This window comes from Mesorhizobium sp. Ca11 (assembly GCF_020165275.1).
Lineage (GTDB): Bacteria > Pseudomonadota > Alphaproteobacteria > Rhizobiales > Rhizobiaceae > Mesorhizobium.
Window position 1 is genome coordinate 66,786 of record NZ_JAIUHU010000014.1, and the last position, 15,543, is coordinate 82,328.

Here is a 15,543-nt window from a genome sequence, read left to right on the forward strand (position 1 = left end):
CCTGGTTGGACAGAAGGACAGAAGGACAAAAGGGGCGGAGGATCGTGACCTTTGCCGGACGACACCGGCCTATCCCCTCACATATCGATCATCGACCGCTTCACCCGTCCGATAATCGTGATCGCGCCTTCCAGCTCCGGCGGCGGGATGTCGAGGTAGGATGCCGGCTGGAAGGGCGGATTGTCGTTCGGGCGCCAGCGCTTGTAGGTGGCGCGTCCCGTCTCGTCTGAAATCACGTAGCAGCCATTGGTCACCAGCCGCTTGTCGCGTAGGTTGACGAAGATGATCGAATCCGGCGGCGAGATCTTGTTCATCGACGGCCCGTCGACGCGCAGCGCGATCCACTCGCCTTCCTCGAGGTCGGCGGTGGGGATGGTCGGATAGTCGGAGAGGTTGACGACGCTGTCCTGGCTGCCGAGCTCGCCGGCGCTGATCCACGACACGATCGGCACATCGATGGTGACGGGCGAGGGGGCGAAATTGACCGGCGCCGCCTCTGTGCCATCCCCGTTGAACAAGAGCCAGCCGGGATCGACGCCGAACAGCCGGCCGTACTTCTCCGCCGCCTTGCGCGACAGCGGCCGGTTGCCGTTCTCGTGGCTGATCAGCGTGTTCTTGTTGATGTCGCGCAAGGCCCGCGCCGCATCGCTGGGCGAGGCATAGCCGGCCTGGGCGCGCGCCTGCTGCAATCTGTGCCGAGAATCCATCATCGTACAAAATGCCTGAAAATTATCGTCCAAAATGTACGATTTCGCTTGCGCGGGTTTCGTACATAACGTACGCTTAGCGCATGAATGAACATCCCGCAAGCATTTCCGCACTGCCAGTGATTCCGGCGCCGCCGACGAGCATTTCGGGGCTTATCGATTCCTGGCGGAGCATCGATGCGTTCGCCGCCATGCAAAAGGAGGCGGCATGAACGCGTTGCCTTTCCAATTCGAACCGTCTTTCCCGTTCGAATTGCCTGTCGAATTCCAATCGTCCGGACCGTCCTCCTCCCCGGTCCGGGCGCATTCCGGGGCGCTTGCCCCGGCTCCGGCTGAACCGCCCGCACCCCGGTTCACCGGAACGGCCGGAGCCGTTCCTCCCCCGGCTCCGGCCCCCAATTCGGGCATAAGCTGCATCCGCACAGAGGACGGCACCGTCATCCTGTTCGACCGGAAGACGGGCCGCGCGGTGTCGGGCCTGACGCGGGCTGCGGCCGAGGCCGCTCTTCTCCGACTGACCGGCGGGGCGCCGGAGCAATTCCAGGAAAGGTGCAAAGCGGTTTTCCGTCCCGAATTGCGCCAAAACGAGATGGAGCGTCCGCCGTTCCTTAAAACGGCGAACGCTCCAGGCGCCGCCTGAGCTTCAACCCTTTCGATGACCACTAAACGGCCTCGCGGCCGAACCTTGGCGCTTGGCCTGAAGGCTGGCGCTTCGCCCCAAGCGCTTCGCAATCAACGGAATGAGCAGATGGCAGCCGCCTACACCGAGAAGGAAATCGACGAGATCGCCGCTTTGCTGAAGGAAGGGCTGTCGGCCTCGCGCATCGCCGGCCGCTTCAGCGCGCTGCGCGGCAGCCCGGTCTCGCGCAACGCTATCATCGGCATCGTCCACCGCAACGCCGGTCTGAGCGCCATCGGCTTCGCCAATCCCAAAGGCGGCCGCGCCGGCGGCAGGCCGAGGAAGCACGCCCGGCCGGATCGTCCGGGCAGGCGGGGCAGGGCGGCGGCCGGAGGGATGGCACTGACGGAGCCGGCCGTGCTTTCGAGATACGCCGAGCTGGCAGAGGGCGCCGGCGCGGAAGCTGCCAATCTCCCCGCAAGCGGGGGAGATGGCCGGTCCACCCTCCGCAGCTGCAGCGCAGCTGCTGCGGAGGACGGGCAGGCCAGAGGGGGGCGCTGTCCCACCGACGTGTCGGTCTATGCGGTTCCCGTGAAACCGGACGCCATTAGCGCTCGTACCAACCGCGCGTCGAAAAAGTCCAACGCCCGCAAACCCGCGCGCACCCTGCCACCCGCCTGGCTCGCCCCCGGTACCCGCGAAAAATCCGAAGCGCATCTCTATAAGCTCCCGGCGCCGCCGCCTCCGGTGAACCCCGGCCGCCAGCCGCATGTCGCGGCCATGCGCTTTCTCGATTGCCTGTTCGGCCGCTGCCGCGCGCCGCTCGATCTCGCGATGCGCGAGGATGCCGAAGCCGACCCCCAAGGCGCGCGCCCGGGCCCGGATATGCTCTGCTGCGGCTTGCCGACATCGGCCACGCGCTCCTACTGCGCCCATCACCATGCAAGGTTTCACGGCCATCGCGGCAGGTGATGTGAGGGCGCAGGCTCTCCCTTCTCCCCTTGTGGGAGAAGGTGGCTCGGCGCTCTGCGCCGAGCCGGATGAGGGGTGCCTCGCGCCAACATCTCTAGAATTCCAACCCAAGGACCGCACCATGCCCCGCAAAGCCGCCAAGAAACCCCAGCCGCCAAAGCTCCCCAAGGGCGAGGCCGAGCAGGTACGCATCCGCCGCGAGGTCGGCCACGACTTCGCGCTGAAGCCCGACGGCTTCGGCCGTCAGCGCCTCACCACCGGTACGGCGGAAGCGCGCCGCCTCTACGAGGTATCGAACGGCGGCTACACCTCCACCGGCGGCGTCGTGCGCCTGCGCAATATCGATCCTCTTGTGGGTATCACCTCGCTCAGCCGCCAGCAGCGCGAGGCAGGAGGGCGCTTCCGCGACGATTTCGAGCGTAGTCAACGCGAAGGCCTGCAGCCGCAATCCTGGAGCGAGCGCGTCGACGGCGGCCGGATCGGCGGTGGCGTCCCGGACCGGGTGCTGTCAGCCGGCCGGGCGTATGCCCACGCTGCCGCTGCGCTCGCCCATTGGGAAGTGGCTGAAGTGGTCCGAAAAATCTGCCTCGAAGGCCAGTCGGTGAAGGCCATCGCCGAACGCAGCGGCGAAGGGCGCGACGTGGTGGTGAAGCTGCTGAAGGTCGGGCTGGACCTGTTGGCGGTGCATTATGGTATGATGGGGACGAAGGCGGGGTGAATATTAGAAAGTGCTGTTTGATCTTGGGATAACCATAAGCAGAGAACACAACAGTCAAGTTGTCGAAAGATGGTTATGGGTACGAGGAGTCGGTATTGTTGTTAAAGCAATGCAATCGGTTCGAAATGTAGCGGGTGGGGATATGCCTAAAGCGAGGGCCAGACTGATTGCTTGGCTCCTGATAGGCCTGGTCGTGGTGGTAGCAATTGGCGTGGGGTTGTTGCTGCTGCGAAACAATGAGATGGACAGAGGTGTACAAGCGCTGAAGCGAGAGGACGGCACCGCTGCATTGGCGAACCTGAAACCGCTGGCGCAGCTTGGGGATCGATCTGCCCAGATGCTAGTAGGATCAATCTACGCCTACGGATGGGGCGGTATACCGAAGAGTGATGCGGATGCCATATACTGGTTCCATCGGCTCGGTTCGAGGGGCCCGCTGGTTGCCGAGGAAGGCGCCGATCCTGCTGCGCCGTACCAGCTTATGGTTGCAAAGGCTTATGCCAGCGGCGCTGACGGGGTGAGAACCGACCCTGCCGAGAGTCTGAAGTGGCTGAAACTAGCCGCCGAAGCTGGAAGCAAGGAGGCGTCCGGGGCACTCTCCCAGCCTCAGCCTTGATCATCGCCGCCCTTTCTTCCCGGCCCGCTTCTGCTCTCCAAGTCGCGTCCCTCCGGCTTCCCCTCCCACCCGAACACACTCCGCCCGCCTAGCAAATGCGACTGGTCCATCTCGCCGGCGACAATCTCCTTCAGACTCGGCCCCGTCACATACCGCTCCATCCTGCGCGACTCGCCGTCCAGCCGCCTCAGCGCCTCCAACTCTTCGGTTCTTCCGAGCTTGGCCTTGCTCACCGCCGATTTGAGCACGGTGATCGTCTCGTCATAGACCTTCAGCGGCACGGGGAAGGGGTGGCGGTCCTTGCCGCCATGGGCGAGGGAGAAGCGCGCCGGGTCGGAGAAGCGATAGGGCGCGCCGTGCACCACTTCCGACACCATGGCCAGAGCCCGCACCGTGCGCGGGCCGACGCCGGGGACCAGCAGCAATTCAGGAAAATCCTTCGGGCCGCTTTCGATGGCCGAGGCGATGTTGCCATGCAGGCGGCGCATGACGATGTCGCTTTCGCGCACGTCGTGATGAGCCGGCATGACGAGGTTGGGCAGCAGCGGCTGCGCGGCGGGCTCGGATTCGGGTTGCGGCTCCAGCGCCGCGAGCTCGGTCAGGATCTTCTCCGGGCTCATCGTCTTGAGCAGCGCGATCTGGCCGCCGCGGGCTTTCTCGGCGCGACGGTCGGTCAGGTTGACGATCTCGCCCTGGCGCTCGCCTTCGATCGCCGCATGCGGCTGGTCGACGAAGCTTTCCAGCCCCTCCGACAGCCAGTGGTAGCGGCGTGCCTGGCGAGCATCGCCATTCATGCCTTGCTGCACCACCACCCAGCGCCCGTCATCGGTGACAATGAAGCCGTGCAGGTAGAGGTCGTAGCCGTCCTGCACGGCGGCGCTGTCCACCTTGGCGACGAGCCGGCTGGCGGTGGCCAGGGCATCGCCGTCCAGCCCGACGCGCTCGCCGATCGCCAGCAACTCGCCGGGCGTCTTGCGCGAATGCGCGCCGCGCCCGCCGCAGACATGGATGCCGAGCTCGTTGCTGAGCGGGTTAAGCCCGCGTTTCAGCGCGCCGATGACCGAGGTGGTAATGCCGGACGAATGCCAGTCCATGCCCATCACGGCGCCGAAGGACTGGAACCAGAAGGGATGCGCCAGACGCCGCAGAAGCTCATCGCGGCCGTAGTGGTGGATGATCGCCTCGCACAGCACCGCGCCGAGCTTCGTCATCCGATCGCCCAGCCACTTCGGGACCCGCCCGCCATGCAGCGGCAGGTCGGCGCTGCCGCTTCGCTGCGTCAAGGATGTTCTCCGTGGATGCCGGAGAATTAGATGGCATTTTGCCGCGAATTTGCAAGGCGCCGACACGATCTCCCCCCACGAGGAGGGAGATCAGTCCGCCGGCCCGCTAATACCGGTAATAATACCCGTGGTGATGCCTGTGATGGTGCCGGTGATGATGCCTGTGGTGGTACCGATGGGGATAGATGTAGTAGTGCCTGTAATACCGATGGTACCGGTAGTGCGGATAGCGGACCACGTAGCCGGGATAGTAGTCATCGTAGTAGCGCGGGCCGTAATAGCGGCCGCCGTAATCGTAGAACGGGCCGCCGCCGTAGAACGGGACACCGAAGAACGGGCTGAAGCCGCCGAACGGCCCGAAGAACTGTGCATCCGCAGGCGCGACTGTGGCTGCGGCGGAGGCGATGGCAATCGCCGAAGCAAGTAAGAGTTTTCTCATGGCAACCTCCTCCTGAAGGCCGATTACCAAATAAACGGTCGCTGCAAGCGTATGTTCCCGATCGCTAATATTCGCCGCGCGTGCTCGCCCTCGAGGGGTAGGTCGCAAAGCGGCTAACTGGAAAACCAGCCGCCGTGCCAGCGAGGTTCAATACCTACAGACGCGGATCGCCTCGTAGACCCGATGGTGATGACGCCAGTGTCTCACATATTCGACTTGGCAGCGCCTGTGATGCCGGAAATAGTAATTCCGGTAGTAATGCGGCCTGTAACTGTAATATTGGTGGTAATACGGCCGATACATGTAGCGGTCAATGTAATAGTCGTCACCATAGTATGGCCTGTAATCGTCGTCGTAATAACCGTCCCCGATGCCGATCCCGAATTCTAGGCGTCCGGCATTGGCCGGGCCGATCACGGCGAATGCCGACGCAATGGCTATAACGGAGGCGAGCAGGAGCGTTTTCATAACTACCTCCTCCTGGAGTTGATCACCCCATAGACGCGCCGGAGGCAGGTTATGTTCCAAATTGCTAATATTCGCCCGCCCATCCCGGGGGATGGGCGGGCGGCCATCTCCCTCGCGAGTAGGAGATCAGCCAATCATGGGCACCGCTCGGTCAGCGCTCGCAGATGCGGATTTTTTCGATGACGCGGTGGTGATGGCGCCAGTGCTTCACGATCCTGACCCGGCAATTGTCGCCATAATACCGGCTATGATAGCGGACCACATAGCGTTCGCGACGCGGGACATAGTAGTCGTCATCATCGTAGACATGCCGGTAATAGCGGTGAGGATAGTATCCGCCATAATAGTCGTCGTCATAGCCTGGACCGACGCCGATACCGAGTTGTAAGCTGCCGGCGCTGGCCGGCGCGATCGCGAACGCCGAGGCGATGGCGATCATCGAAGCAAGCAGAAGCTTTTTCATCGCTGCCTCCTTGAGTTGCAGGACGCCCCTTCAGGGGATAAACGGTTTCGACGGGGCCGGTGTTCCGAGGAAAATGCGCGGCCCTATCGCGGGGACGAGCCCAATGCGGGAAAACGCTCGCTTCGCCCGCAAGGCTGCACGGACCAGGAATAGCGCGTCGCGCGATGTCGCAGCATCGCTCGCGCACCCTTGGCGCCATCGGCTATGCCACACCTGACGTAAATCTCAACCGCAGGAGTTCCCATGACCAAGCAGACCATTCTCAAATTCGGCGCCGTCGAGCATGCCGAGGCCGGCGACCTGCCGGGCTGGATCGTCGTGGAGGGCAGGCCGACCATGCAGACGGCCGTGCAGCACACCACCGAGGACGGCAAGGTGATGTCCGGCACCTGGCGCGCTTCGCCCGGCACCTATCACGCCACCTACACCGATTATGAATTCGTCCACATGATCGCCGGCCGCATCATCATCACGCCCGACGGCGGCGAGCCGGTCGAGGTCGGCCCCGGCGATGCTTTCGTGGTCGAGGCCGATTTCAAAGGGACGTGGAAGATCCTCGAGCCGGTGACGAAGCATTTTGTCGTTGTGGCGGGGTAGGGGGCATGAGCTGCTGATCTCTCCCCACAACGACTACGCTACGCACACAACCTCTGTGGCTGGCGTGACTGATCAGGCCGAAGCTTGATTGCCAGGTGGTTCCCCCAATCCGTCGCTGCTTCGCAGCGCCACCTTTCCCCCCTCCGGAGAAAAAGGAAGGGAGCGTTGCTGGACGGACGTTGACGGCAAAAGCTTGGCGCCTTTCCTCTACCCCGTCGATCGGGCATATGCGCTAAGATAGCTTTGGCATGGCTTGAAACTTGCGTTTTCGCGGTGGCTCACGCCATCGGTGTCGCAAGGCATGGAGCTTTCGGCGCAGGGCTACCAGGGGTGGCTGGGTAAAGATCGCTGCGATCAGGGAGGCGACGATCTGGCGGGTAGCACGCCACAACAGCGGTCGCCCGTCGCTGAAGGGGGAGAGACACCCAACTCCTGCGAGAGGGGTTCGGTCACAAGCGCGATGAGGAAGTGGGCAAGTATCCAAGGCTTTGCGATCCTTGGGTCTTTGGCGGGAGGCGCGCGCAGCCCGATCAGGCTCTTCAGGCGTTTGAAGGCGAGCTCGATGCGCCAGCGCATGCGATAGAGCTGGAGAACCGTGCCGGCGGCAAACTCCTCCCGGTCCAGCGAGGTCACAAGGATGACGAAGCCGGCCGCAATCAGCGTCTGCGGTTGAACCTTGTTGCCCTTGGCCCTGGCTTCCTTGTTGATTTTGCGCCGCGCTTCTTGTGCCGCGGCCTCGGATTTGCGCAAGGCGATCAGGCGCATCTTCACCGACGCGCCCTGCTTGAGGCCCAGCCGGACAGGCGTTTCGAAGACTTCCTCGCGGCAGCTCTCCAGATGGCCGATGAGATCGAACGCCTCGCCGTTGGCGTCGAGCCATCGCGCATTCTTCCACGACGCGCGCACGACAACGTCGCCGCCTTGCGCTATGACCTTTGCGATCCGCTCGGCCTGCAGATAGACGCGGTCGCCGATGCGGATCTCGCCCGCCACCACCGGCACGCGGTCGATCAGCTCGGCCTCGCTCTGGTCGGTGATCTCGAGGAAATCGAACCGCTCGCGCTCAAGCTCGAAGGCGCAGTGCATGCGCCAAAGGCCATTGTTCTTCTTCTCATGCGCACCGGCCTTGGCAACTGCCGTCGCATCGAGGATGCGGATCAGCCGGCCCTTGGTCAGGTCTTTCTCTTCGCGCTGCAAAAGATGCCCGATCAACTGCTGCAGCCATGGCCCTGCGTTGCGCAGCCGGCCGAGCAAGGCCACGTCCGAAATGTCGGCAATCCCGCTCGCCGCCGCCCAGGCCACGACGCCCCGCATCCCTACCTTGCCAAGGCAGTAAGCCAGCGTCAGGCGCAACAGGTCGCTCGCCGACCTGATGCCGCGCGGGCGCAGGAATGCCTTCGTCTCACGCGCACTTTCTGCGATCAACTCTTCGCCGCCGAGAAGCTCAAGTGTCTCGGCCCAGCCGTCTGTCTCGGCCCAGCCGTCATCAACAAGCGATTCGTGTGTCATCCCCAGCGTAGAATCACAATCGATTCCGCGCCGCAATCCCTATCTTAGCGCTTATGGTCGATCGGGGGAGAGGTGGCTCGGCGAAGCCGAGACGGAGTGGGGGTCGACCAGCGCTACATAGGACAATGCATGCGCCAAGCTGCCATGCACGCTATCGCCAAAGGCCAGCCGCTTGGAAATGTGTGCATGCCGTAGCCCACAAGGGGGAGATTGGCAGCTTCACCTTCCCACCTTCGAAATCACCCTCTTCTCCACGTCCGGCTCCAGCGATTTCGCGAAGGGTGTCGCCATATGGTGCCGGTCGCGGAAGGCGAGCTTGCCGTCGATGAAGACGTGGCAAATGGTGGCGGTGCAGAAGCGGTCGGTGAGGTCGACGTAAGCAGCGTTGGGGATGCTGTCGACAATATCGCGCTCCACCGCCGCCATCTTGTCGTTGGCGGCATAGGCCCGCGTCTGGTCGCAGCGCGAGGGTGTTTCGTTCCGCCAAAGCGCCCGCGCCACGCAGGTGTCGACATTCGCGTTGTTGAATGGCACGTCGCGGATGAAGGCGACCTTGAGGCCGGCCTGGCTCAGGCTGGTGAGCGTGGAGCGCAGGCCGGCCCGCCAGTCGGCGTCCTGATCGTCCGTATCGCCGTCGCGCCCCGCCATCTTGCGCCCGCTGCTCAGCGCCAGTTCCGATATGACCACCAGCGCCGGTCTCGCCTCGATGATCTCCTTGATCGCCTGCTCGCGCCAGCGGTCGCATTCTGCGTAGGCGCGCTTCAGCTCGGCCGACCAGACGCTGATGCGCGAGGCGCGGCACGAGTTTTTCAGCCAGGTCATCACCCGGTAGCCGTTTTTCCGGCCCGCCTCGATCAGCGGCGTCGACCAGTGGTCGGCGTGGGAGTCGCCGAACAGGGCTATGGTGCGCCGGCCGTCGCCGAACACACAAGGGATCGGCGTGACCGTCTCGTAGTCCAGCACGCAGCCTGCTTTGGCGCGGGCCGTGGAGGGTTCGGCGGCGCTCGCGGCGATGATGCGCTGCCGCGGGTCGAGATCATGCGCGGCGAGCCTGGCATTGCCGTAGGCGGCTGCGACGCCGGTGCCGGTCAGGAGGAGGGCCGGCACCAGCGCCCGCGCCGCATTGGCCATCAGCCAGCCGCTGCGACGGATCGGGTTCTCGATGAGGTGGTAGCTGAGGACGGACAGCGCGAGTGTCAGCGCAAGGCAATAGAGCCGCTCGGGAGGCGTCAGCTCCGGCGCCAGCATGCCGGCATAGACGATGATCGGCCAATGCCAGAGATAGAGCGAATAGGAGAGCCTGCCGATCCATTGCAAAGACGGCAGCGCCAGGGCGGCGTTCACGCAGTTCCGTTCGGAATTGCGCAAACGAGGAGTGCCGTCCCTGACGCCGGCCGCTCCCGCCTTGAGCAGAAGGACTGTGCCGGCCACCGGCAGAAGCGCCAGAAAGCCGGGGAAGGGAGCGTCCTCGCTGAAGGTGAGATAAGCGGCCCCGATCATCGCCAGTCCGGCCAGGCTCAACGCCCGCCCCAGCCGCGGACGCTCCTGCAACAGCCGCGCCGGCACCATCGATGCGAGGCCGCCGGCGGCAAATTCCCATGCGCGCAGCGGCGAAAAGTAGAACGCCCAGGGTGGCGATACGCTCGTCAGCCAGGCGCAGAGGACAAAGGAGACGAGGCCGGCCGCGGCGATTGCAATGACAATCGAGCGTTTGCCCGGCTTCAGCCAGGCGGCCAGCATCAGCAGCGCCGGCCAGGCGAGGTAGAATTGTTCCTCGACCGACAGCGACCAGTAATGGATGAACGGGTTGCTCGCGGCGTCATTGGCGAAATAGTCGAACGACCAGCGGATCAGCCACAGATTGATCATGTAGGCCGAGGCGAACATGGCGCCCTTGGAATAGAGCGCCTGTTCTTCCGGCGACAGGAAGACCGCGCCGGCGGCAAGTGTGGTGACGATGACGAAAAGTGCCGCCGGCAGCAGGCGCCGCGCGCGCCGGGCGTAGAAACGCAGAAGGTCGAGCCGGCCGGTGCCGGAAATCTCGGCGACCAGATGGCGGGTGATCAGATAGCCCGAGATGACGAAGAAGATGTCGACCCCGGCAAAGCCGCCGGGCAGCGCGGTCAGGCCGAAATGGTAGGCGATGACGCCCGCCACGGCCACCGCCCGCAACCCTTCTATGTCGGGCCGGAAATCCTGCGCTGATGCTGACACGAATACGAACCTCGCAAGCTCGTTCGTATCCCGCCTTGGGGAAGACTTGCGCCTGCGGGCTCATATCGCAATGCAACAAATCTAACGCGGTGCAACATAAAGGGAGGGCGTGACAGGCTTTCGGCGGTGACGGCCGCAGTGCCATCCTCGGACTTCACGTTCTGAGATCCGATCCGATCACGCGCCGATGCCGTCGGTAGGCCTGGTTGGGCGATATTTGAGGCCGATGCCAGACAGGCGCCGGGAACTGGCGGCCGCGGTGCCGTTGTCGGTCAGCGTTGAATCGGGGCGGTGACGCTCCGGCTTGGTCCCGCGATATCCGGCTTGAAAATTGAGGCTGGCCAGGAGCGGGCGGTACACCTCGAGGTGTCCGCCCGTCCGGCGCCGCCGCCAAGCTGCTGAAACCCCGTCCGTCCCCAACAGCAACGGTCATGGCGTGACCAGTGGTTGCCGAGTGCCATTGGCGCGGTGCCCTGTCAACTTCGCCGGACAGCGGCCCGGAAGCGCCTTTTTAGCCGCCTTTTCGTCCTCGAAGCGCGCTTTGCAGCCGTGCCGGGGACACGGCCAAAAGCCACGAAATGGCGGAATTCCGGGCTTTTCAGACATCCACCAGGCAGCGCCGCGCATATGCCTATCCGCTTGAATAGGCTGATTTTTCGCCGGCCGGCATATCGCTTCGACCCCGACTTTTTTTGGGTGCAATTCGGCAGTACGGCATTGATGCCCGGCGACGACGGGATTCCGCTTGAAAGCGGCATCGAATCTATCTGTGAGCCGTTTCATGACCCGCTCATCAAAGACGTGATAGAGTGTCGCCGAATGGGGGAAGTTGCGATGGCCAAACGGTTGTTCGAGGTTCTTGCCAGACGGCGGTCATGGCTGGACCGGGTCGCTTTGGGGCTGCTCGTGTTCTTGGCGACCCTGGTCGCCGCGCTGATGGGCGGCGCCAGCACTTAAAGCCAGGAAAAGTGCGTGGCGGTTTGCTCGGCGACTTCGCCGCGCTTCGTGCACACTGGCGCCAATGCAAAACGAAGCGCGCTATTTTCTTTGGCCTATAGCCTTGAATTCGAATGTCGTGGGCCTGAGCCTGACCGGTTTCGGCCGCTCGGTGAGATCGACGACGCGGACCCATCTGTCGGCGCCGGCGCGCAAAGTGACTTTCTGGCCAAGCGCCTTCTCAGCCGCTTCGAAAGGCGTCTTTGCTGCGGCCGAATGGACCGCGACGACGGCTTCGCCGTCCATTTCCTCGACACGATAGATTGTCATGCGGGGCGCCCGCCGCTCCGCTCTCGCCCTTATACATTTTATTAGAAGTTACGAATGAAAGGCAAGACTCCCGGGTGTAGCGAAAGCGAAGCCGGCCGGGTTTAGTCCTCTATAGCAGAGGGCGCGCCGTAGCCGCGCAGGCCGGTTCCGTTGCAGGCCTGGCAGGAAGCCCGTTGTCCAGGGCAATTGTGGCGCAACGCGCCAGAGGGACAGCATGCGCCGTTCGACGCCACCTGTTTCTCGCACTCGAACACCTTGCCGGCGCCCAGGCACCGGGGGCAGGCGAACTTCCTGAATTCGCTCAAGCGAGCCTCCGGCTATTTCACGCGCGCCCGGCAACGCGCTGACTATGCCGCGGGTTCCATGAGAGATACGGTAAGTCCTGCGTACGACAGTATACTTTAGTAGAAGCTAATATGATAACGGCATCGCCTGCAACGCGCGGTTGGTTCCGCGATGCCGCGGCGTATCAGGGCATGGGTTCCTCGCCCTCGCGAAACGACGGAGAGGAAAGGCGGCACACCTCTTTCACCAGCCCGCGCAGCCAGCGATGCGCCGGATCGGCGTCGAGCCTCGGGTGCCACAAGAGCGAGACCGTCAGCGCGGCGAGCTTCACCGGCAGCGTGAAGGTGAACAGCCCGTCGCGCAGGGTGCCCGTATAGCGCTCCGGCACGGTGGCGATGAGATCGGAGCCCCGCGCCAATGCCAGCGCTTCGGCAAAGCCGCCGACCACGGTCGCAACCCTTCGCGTCAGTCCGGCGAGCTGCAAGGCGTCGTCCACCGGGCCGCGGTCGAGCCCGCGGCGAGAGATCAGTATGTGCCGGCCGGCGGCGAAGCGCGCGGCGGTGATCCGGCCTTCGCACAAAGGATGGCCGGCCCGCGCGACGCCGACAAAGCGGTCGCGGAACAGCGCCTGCGCGCGCACCTCCGGCCCGGTCGAACCGCCCACCACGCCGGTCTCCAGATCGACCGCGCCCTCGCGCATCGGGCCGCTGTCCTTGTCGGGCTTGGGCACGAAACGCAGTTGCACGCCCGGCGCTTCCTCAGCCACGCGGGCGAGCAGCGCCGGGCCGAAATTTTCGACGAAACCATCGCTGTTTCGCAGCGTGAAGCTGCGGCCAAGCCGCGCGAGGTCGAGCCGCTCAGCGGGCCGCAGCACCGCTTCCGCCTCCTTCACCAGCCGCCCGACCTGCCCTCCGAGCTCGACAGCGCGCGGCGTCGGCACCAGGCCGCGCCCGGCACGCACCAGAAGCGGGTCACCGGTCGCCTCGCGCAGCCTCGCCAGGGCCCGGCTCATTGCCGAAGGGCTGAGCTTCATGCGCCGCGCGGCTTTGGCGACGCTGCCTTCGGCAAGCAGCACATCAAGCGTGACGAGCAGGTTGAGATCGGGTCGCGGCATGGCGCGACCATAGCACGGATTTGTCAAAGCGGCATGGCGTCTGATGCACTGTTCAAGTGCATACGCTGCGTGTTCCGCCATGTCATGCGCACGCCTATCTTCCCCGCGAGTTCAACCGACGGAGAAGAAATCATGGTCGACATTGCCGAAACCCGGGCTGCGCCCGTGCGCCATTCGACGGCGGGCGCGCTGGCTGGCCTGTCGCTTGCCATGCTCGTCTCCTCGCTCGGCACCAGCATCGCCAATGTCGCGCTGCCGACGCTGAGCGTGGCCTTCGCCGCGTCGTTTGCGGCGGTGCAATGGGTGGTGCTTGCCTATCTGCTCGCCATCACGGCGCTGATCGTCAGCATCGGGCGCCTCGGCGATGTCGTCGGCCGCCGGCTGCTGCTGATCGCCGGCCTGGCGCTTTTCAGCGCCGCTTCGTTTGCCGCCGCGCTCGCGCCGTCGCTGGCGATGCTGGTCGCAGCCCGCGCCGTGCAAGGCCTGGGCGCCGCGGTGATGATGGCGCTCACGATAGCCCTCGTCGGCGAGACGGTGCCGAAGCAACGCACCGGCAGCGCCATGGGCTTGCTCGGCACCATGTCGGCGATCGGCACGGCGCTTGGGCCCTCGCTCGGGGGCGTGCTGATCGCAGCTCTCGGCTGGCGCTCGATCTTCCTCGTCAACGCCGCGCTCGGCGCCGTCGGGCTGCTGGCCGCCTGGCGCTTTTTACCGGGCGACAAAGGGGCGGGCATCGACCGCGCAGAGGCGAAGGGAGCCGCGCGTTTCGATATGCTGGGGACGCTGCTGCTTGCCGCCACGCTTGCCGCCTACGCGCTGGCCATGACTATGGGGCGCGGTCATTTCGGTGGTCTGAACATGGCGCTGCTCGGCGGGGCAATTGTTGGCGCGGCGCTGTTCGTCGTCGCCGAGGCCAAGGTGGCGTCGCCGCTGGTCAAGCTCGCGCTGTTGCGCGACCCGGTGCTGGCGCCGAGCCTCGCCATGAACGCGCTGGTCTCCACGGTGATGATGGCCACGCTGGTCGTCGGCCCGTTTTTCCTGTCGCGTGCGCTGAGCCTCGGCGACGCTGCGACCGGAGCCGTGATGTCGATCGGGCCCGTGGTCTCGGCGTTCTGCGGCATCATTGCCGGGCGTGTCGTCGACCGCCTCGGCGCTGCCGCGATGGTCATGGCCGGGCTGGTGCTGATGGTCGCCGGCTGCGTCGCGCTCGCCGTGCTGCCGGGCGTCTTCGGTGTCGTCGGCTACGTGGCGGCGATCATCCTGCTGACGCCCGGCTACCAACTCTTCCAGGCGGCCAACAACACCGCCGTCATGGCCGACGTCGACAGCTCCGAGCGCGGCGTGGTGTCGGGCATGCTGAGCCTGTCGCGCAATCTCGGCCTTGTTACCGGCACGGCGGTGATGGGCGCGGTGTTCGCCTTCGCCGTGGGCACCAAGGATGTCGCGACGGCATCGCCGGCAGCGGTCGCCGGCGGCATGGGGTTCACCTTCGCGGCGGCCACGGGGTTGGTGGCGTTGGCGGTCGCGATAGCGGTGGCTGGGCGGAGAGGGCGGATCGCGTAATCTGGGGAGAGCGGCAGCTTCGGCGCCACGCCGTCCCTTCCGCGATCGCGCAATTTCGTCACCGCACGGGGAGCATATTCTGACACGCGGCGGTGCCCATTCCGCCTTCGGCCGGTGCCTCAGCTATCCCAACGAACCCCCGCCCACTGCGGCGCCGGCCCATCCTCCCACCCGATCTCGACCGCGCGCCGGACCGGATGGCGCATGTCTTCCTCCCCGGAACCAAAGCGACAGGCAGCGGTTTACCCAGCCGAAGGGATGATTCAGGAATCAGGAATAAAGCAATGAAAACAGTGCTTCTTGCTGCCCTGGCGCTCTGCGTCGCCGCACCCGCCGTCGCTTCGGCGGCCGAGGCCGATGTCGTCATCAGGACGCATCACAGGCATCATTATCATCACCGCCCCGCCATCATCATCAATGACGAGGGCCATCGCTTGCATCACCGCCATCACGGCACGGTCGCCTTCTATGACAATGGCAAGCGTAGCTGGCGTTATCGCCATCACCGTCGTCAGGACGTGGTCGTCACGAGTTCGATCCACCGGCACCATCATCGTCGGGTCGTCGTCGAGGGCGGCTCCGACTATTGACGCCCCGCGCCCCGGCTCGTGCGATCAGACACGGGCCGGGAGCGCTTTTTTCCGATTTGTCTCTTCAGGACCGATTCCGCTGCGCAGCGCTTTCAGCGCGCTGGCCTGAAGCATGGCGCC

General features: G+C 64.7%; 17 protein-coding genes. 8 read left to right on the top strand and 9 right to left on the bottom strand.

Annotation, left to right across the window (positions count from 1 at the left end; translation table 11 throughout):
* Positions 1-77: 77 nt before the first annotated feature.
* Entirely contained in the window at positions 78-710 is a 633-nt protein-coding gene (locus tag LB538_RS22520) for a helix-turn-helix transcriptional regulator (RefSeq protein WP_224529581.1), read from the bottom strand.
* Between the two features lie 205 nt (positions 711-915).
* Between LB538_RS22520 and LB538_RS22525 the strand changes: the two genes are divergently transcribed.
* The 4 genes from LB538_RS22525 to LB538_RS22540 all read left to right on the top strand — a co-directional run bounded on the left by LB538_RS22525 (position 916) and on the right by LB538_RS22540 (position 3,632).
* On the top strand, positions 916-1,347 hold the full coding sequence (locus tag LB538_RS22525) for a hypothetical protein (RefSeq protein ID WP_224529580.1): 432 nt from the start codon (positions 916-918) through the stop codon (positions 1,345-1,347).
* A gap of 108 nt (positions 1,348-1,455) precedes the next feature.
* A complete protein-coding gene (locus LB538_RS22530; protein WP_224529577.1) occupies positions 1,456-2,298 on the top strand; it encodes a GcrA cell cycle regulator in 843 nt (280 codons plus the stop codon).
* A gap of 121 nt (positions 2,299-2,419) precedes the next feature.
* Positions 2,420-3,016, top strand: a complete 597-nt coding sequence (locus tag LB538_RS22535; RefSeq protein WP_224529575.1) for a DUF6456 domain-containing protein — start codon at positions 2,420-2,422, stop codon at positions 3,014-3,016.
* Positions 3,017-3,026: 10 nt separating this feature from the next.
* On the top strand, positions 3,027-3,632 hold the full coding sequence (locus LB538_RS22540) for a tetratricopeptide repeat protein (RefSeq protein ID WP_224529574.1): 606 nt from the start codon (positions 3,027-3,029) through the stop codon (positions 3,630-3,632).
* Here LB538_RS22540 and LB538_RS22545 read toward each other — a convergent pair.
* From LB538_RS22545 to LB538_RS22560, 4 genes are all read right to left on the bottom strand, one after another.
* Positions 3,623-4,915, bottom strand: coding sequence for a DUF763 domain-containing protein (locus LB538_RS22545; protein WP_224529572.1), 1,293 nt, complete (start codon positions 4,913-4,915; stop codon positions 3,623-3,625). The two genes, LB538_RS22540 and LB538_RS22545, sit on opposite strands and share 10 nt — an antisense overlap.
* 106 nt (positions 4,916-5,021) lie before the next feature.
* Positions 5,022-5,354 carry a hypothetical protein gene (locus tag LB538_RS22550; protein WP_224529568.1) on the bottom strand — a complete coding sequence of 111 codons (333 nt, stop codon included), beginning with the start codon at positions 5,352-5,354 and terminating at the stop codon, positions 5,022-5,024.
* A 147-nt stretch (positions 5,355-5,501) separates the two neighbouring features.
* On the bottom strand, positions 5,502-5,822 hold the full coding sequence (locus tag LB538_RS22555; protein ID WP_224529565.1) for a hypothetical protein: 321 nt from the start codon (positions 5,820-5,822) through the stop codon (positions 5,502-5,504).
* Positions 5,823-5,973: 151 nt separating this feature from the next.
* Positions 5,974-6,285: a hypothetical protein gene (locus LB538_RS22560; RefSeq protein WP_224529561.1), complete on the bottom strand. Its 312-nt coding sequence runs from the start codon at positions 6,283-6,285 to the stop codon at positions 5,974-5,976.
* A gap of 243 nt (positions 6,286-6,528) precedes the next feature.
* On the opposite strand from LB538_RS22560, the gene LB538_RS22565 reads away from it, so the two are divergent.
* Positions 6,529-6,882, top strand: coding sequence for a cupin domain-containing protein (locus LB538_RS22565; protein ID WP_224529553.1), 354 nt, complete (start codon positions 6,529-6,531; stop codon positions 6,880-6,882).
* A 354-nt stretch (positions 6,883-7,236) separates the two neighbouring features.
* Here LB538_RS22565 and LB538_RS22570 read toward each other — a convergent pair whose 3' ends face one another.
* Together LB538_RS22570 and LB538_RS22575 are read right to left on the bottom strand one after the other, a co-directional pair.
* Positions 7,237-8,391, bottom strand: a complete 1,155-nt coding sequence (locus tag LB538_RS22570) for a transposase (protein WP_224529552.1) — start codon at positions 8,389-8,391, stop codon at positions 7,237-7,239.
* A 219-nt stretch (positions 8,392-8,610) separates the two neighbouring features.
* Positions 8,611-10,605: an acyltransferase family protein gene (locus tag LB538_RS22575; RefSeq protein ID WP_224529546.1), complete on the bottom strand. Its 1,995-nt coding sequence runs from the start codon at positions 10,603-10,605 to the stop codon at positions 8,611-8,613.
* Positions 10,606-11,232: 627 nt separating this feature from the next.
* Between LB538_RS22575 and LB538_RS22580 the strand changes: the two genes are divergently transcribed.
* Complete coding sequence (locus LB538_RS22580) at positions 11,233-11,562, top strand: hypothetical protein (protein WP_224529544.1); 330 nt, start codon at positions 11,233-11,235, stop codon at positions 11,560-11,562.
* Positions 11,563-11,643: 81 nt separating this feature from the next.
* Here LB538_RS22580 and LB538_RS22585 read toward each other — a convergent pair whose 3' ends face one another.
* Complete coding sequence (locus LB538_RS22585) at positions 11,644-11,871, bottom strand: hypothetical protein (RefSeq protein WP_095768306.1); 228 nt, start codon at positions 11,869-11,871, stop codon at positions 11,644-11,646.
* Between the two features lie 469 nt (positions 11,872-12,340).
* Positions 12,341-13,270 (bottom strand): LysR family transcriptional regulator, encoded by a 930-nt coding sequence (locus LB538_RS22590; protein WP_224529543.1) that lies wholly within the window; start codon positions 13,268-13,270, stop codon positions 12,341-12,343.
* 132 nt (positions 13,271-13,402) lie between these two features.
* Between LB538_RS22590 and LB538_RS22595 the strand changes: the two genes are divergently transcribed.
* Both LB538_RS22595 and LB538_RS22600 read left to right on the top strand, forming a co-directional pair.
* Positions 13,403-14,833, top strand: a complete 1,431-nt coding sequence (locus LB538_RS22595) for an MFS transporter (RefSeq protein WP_224529542.1) — start codon at positions 13,403-13,405, stop codon at positions 14,831-14,833.
* A gap of 284 nt (positions 14,834-15,117) precedes the next feature.
* On the top strand, positions 15,118-15,423 hold the full coding sequence (locus tag LB538_RS22600; RefSeq protein WP_095768308.1) for a hypothetical protein: 306 nt from the start codon (positions 15,118-15,120) through the stop codon (positions 15,421-15,423).
* Positions 15,424-15,543: the final 120 nt, after the last annotated feature.

Coding starts and splice junctions, on each gene's coding strand:
- LB538_RS22580 (WP_224529544.1), top strand. CDS start 11,233: ATGCCTATCCGCTTGAATAGGCTGATTTTTCGCCGGCCGGCATATCGC.
- LB538_RS22595 (WP_224529542.1), top strand. CDS start 13,403: ATGGTCGACATTGCCGAAACCCGGGCTGCGCCCGTGCGCCATTCGACG.
- LB538_RS22565 (WP_224529553.1), top strand. CDS start 6,529: ATGACCAAGCAGACCATTCTCAAATTCGGCGCCGTCGAGCATGCCGAG.
- LB538_RS22525 (WP_224529580.1), top strand. CDS start 916: ATGAACGCGTTGCCTTTCCAATTCGAACCGTCTTTCCCGTTCGAATTG.
- LB538_RS22585 (WP_095768306.1), bottom strand. CDS start 11,871: ATGACAATCTATCGTGTCGAGGAAATGGACGGCGAAGCCGTCGTCGCG.
- LB538_RS22530 (WP_224529577.1), top strand. CDS start 1,456: ATGGCAGCCGCCTACACCGAGAAGGAAATCGACGAGATCGCCGCTTTG.
- LB538_RS22590 (WP_224529543.1), bottom strand. CDS start 13,270: ATGCCGCGACCCGATCTCAACCTGCTCGTCACGCTTGATGTGCTGCTT.
- LB538_RS22520 (WP_224529581.1), bottom strand. CDS start 710: ATGATGGATTCTCGGCACAGATTGCAGCAGGCGCGCGCCCAGGCCGGC.
- LB538_RS22535 (WP_224529575.1), top strand. CDS start 2,420: ATGCCCCGCAAAGCCGCCAAGAAACCCCAGCCGCCAAAGCTCCCCAAG.
- LB538_RS22600 (WP_095768308.1), top strand. CDS start 15,118: ATGAAAACAGTGCTTCTTGCTGCCCTGGCGCTCTGCGTCGCCGCACCC.
- LB538_RS22570 (WP_224529552.1), bottom strand. CDS start 8,391: ATGACACACGAATCGCTTGTTGATGACGGCTGGGCCGAGACAGACGGC.
- LB538_RS22555 (WP_224529565.1), bottom strand. CDS start 5,822: ATGAAAACGCTCCTGCTCGCCTCCGTTATAGCCATTGCGTCGGCATTC.
- LB538_RS22550 (WP_224529568.1), bottom strand. CDS start 5,354: ATGAGAAAACTCTTACTTGCTTCGGCGATTGCCATCGCCTCCGCCGCA.
- LB538_RS22560 (WP_224529561.1), bottom strand. CDS start 6,285: ATGAAAAAGCTTCTGCTTGCTTCGATGATCGCCATCGCCTCGGCGTTC.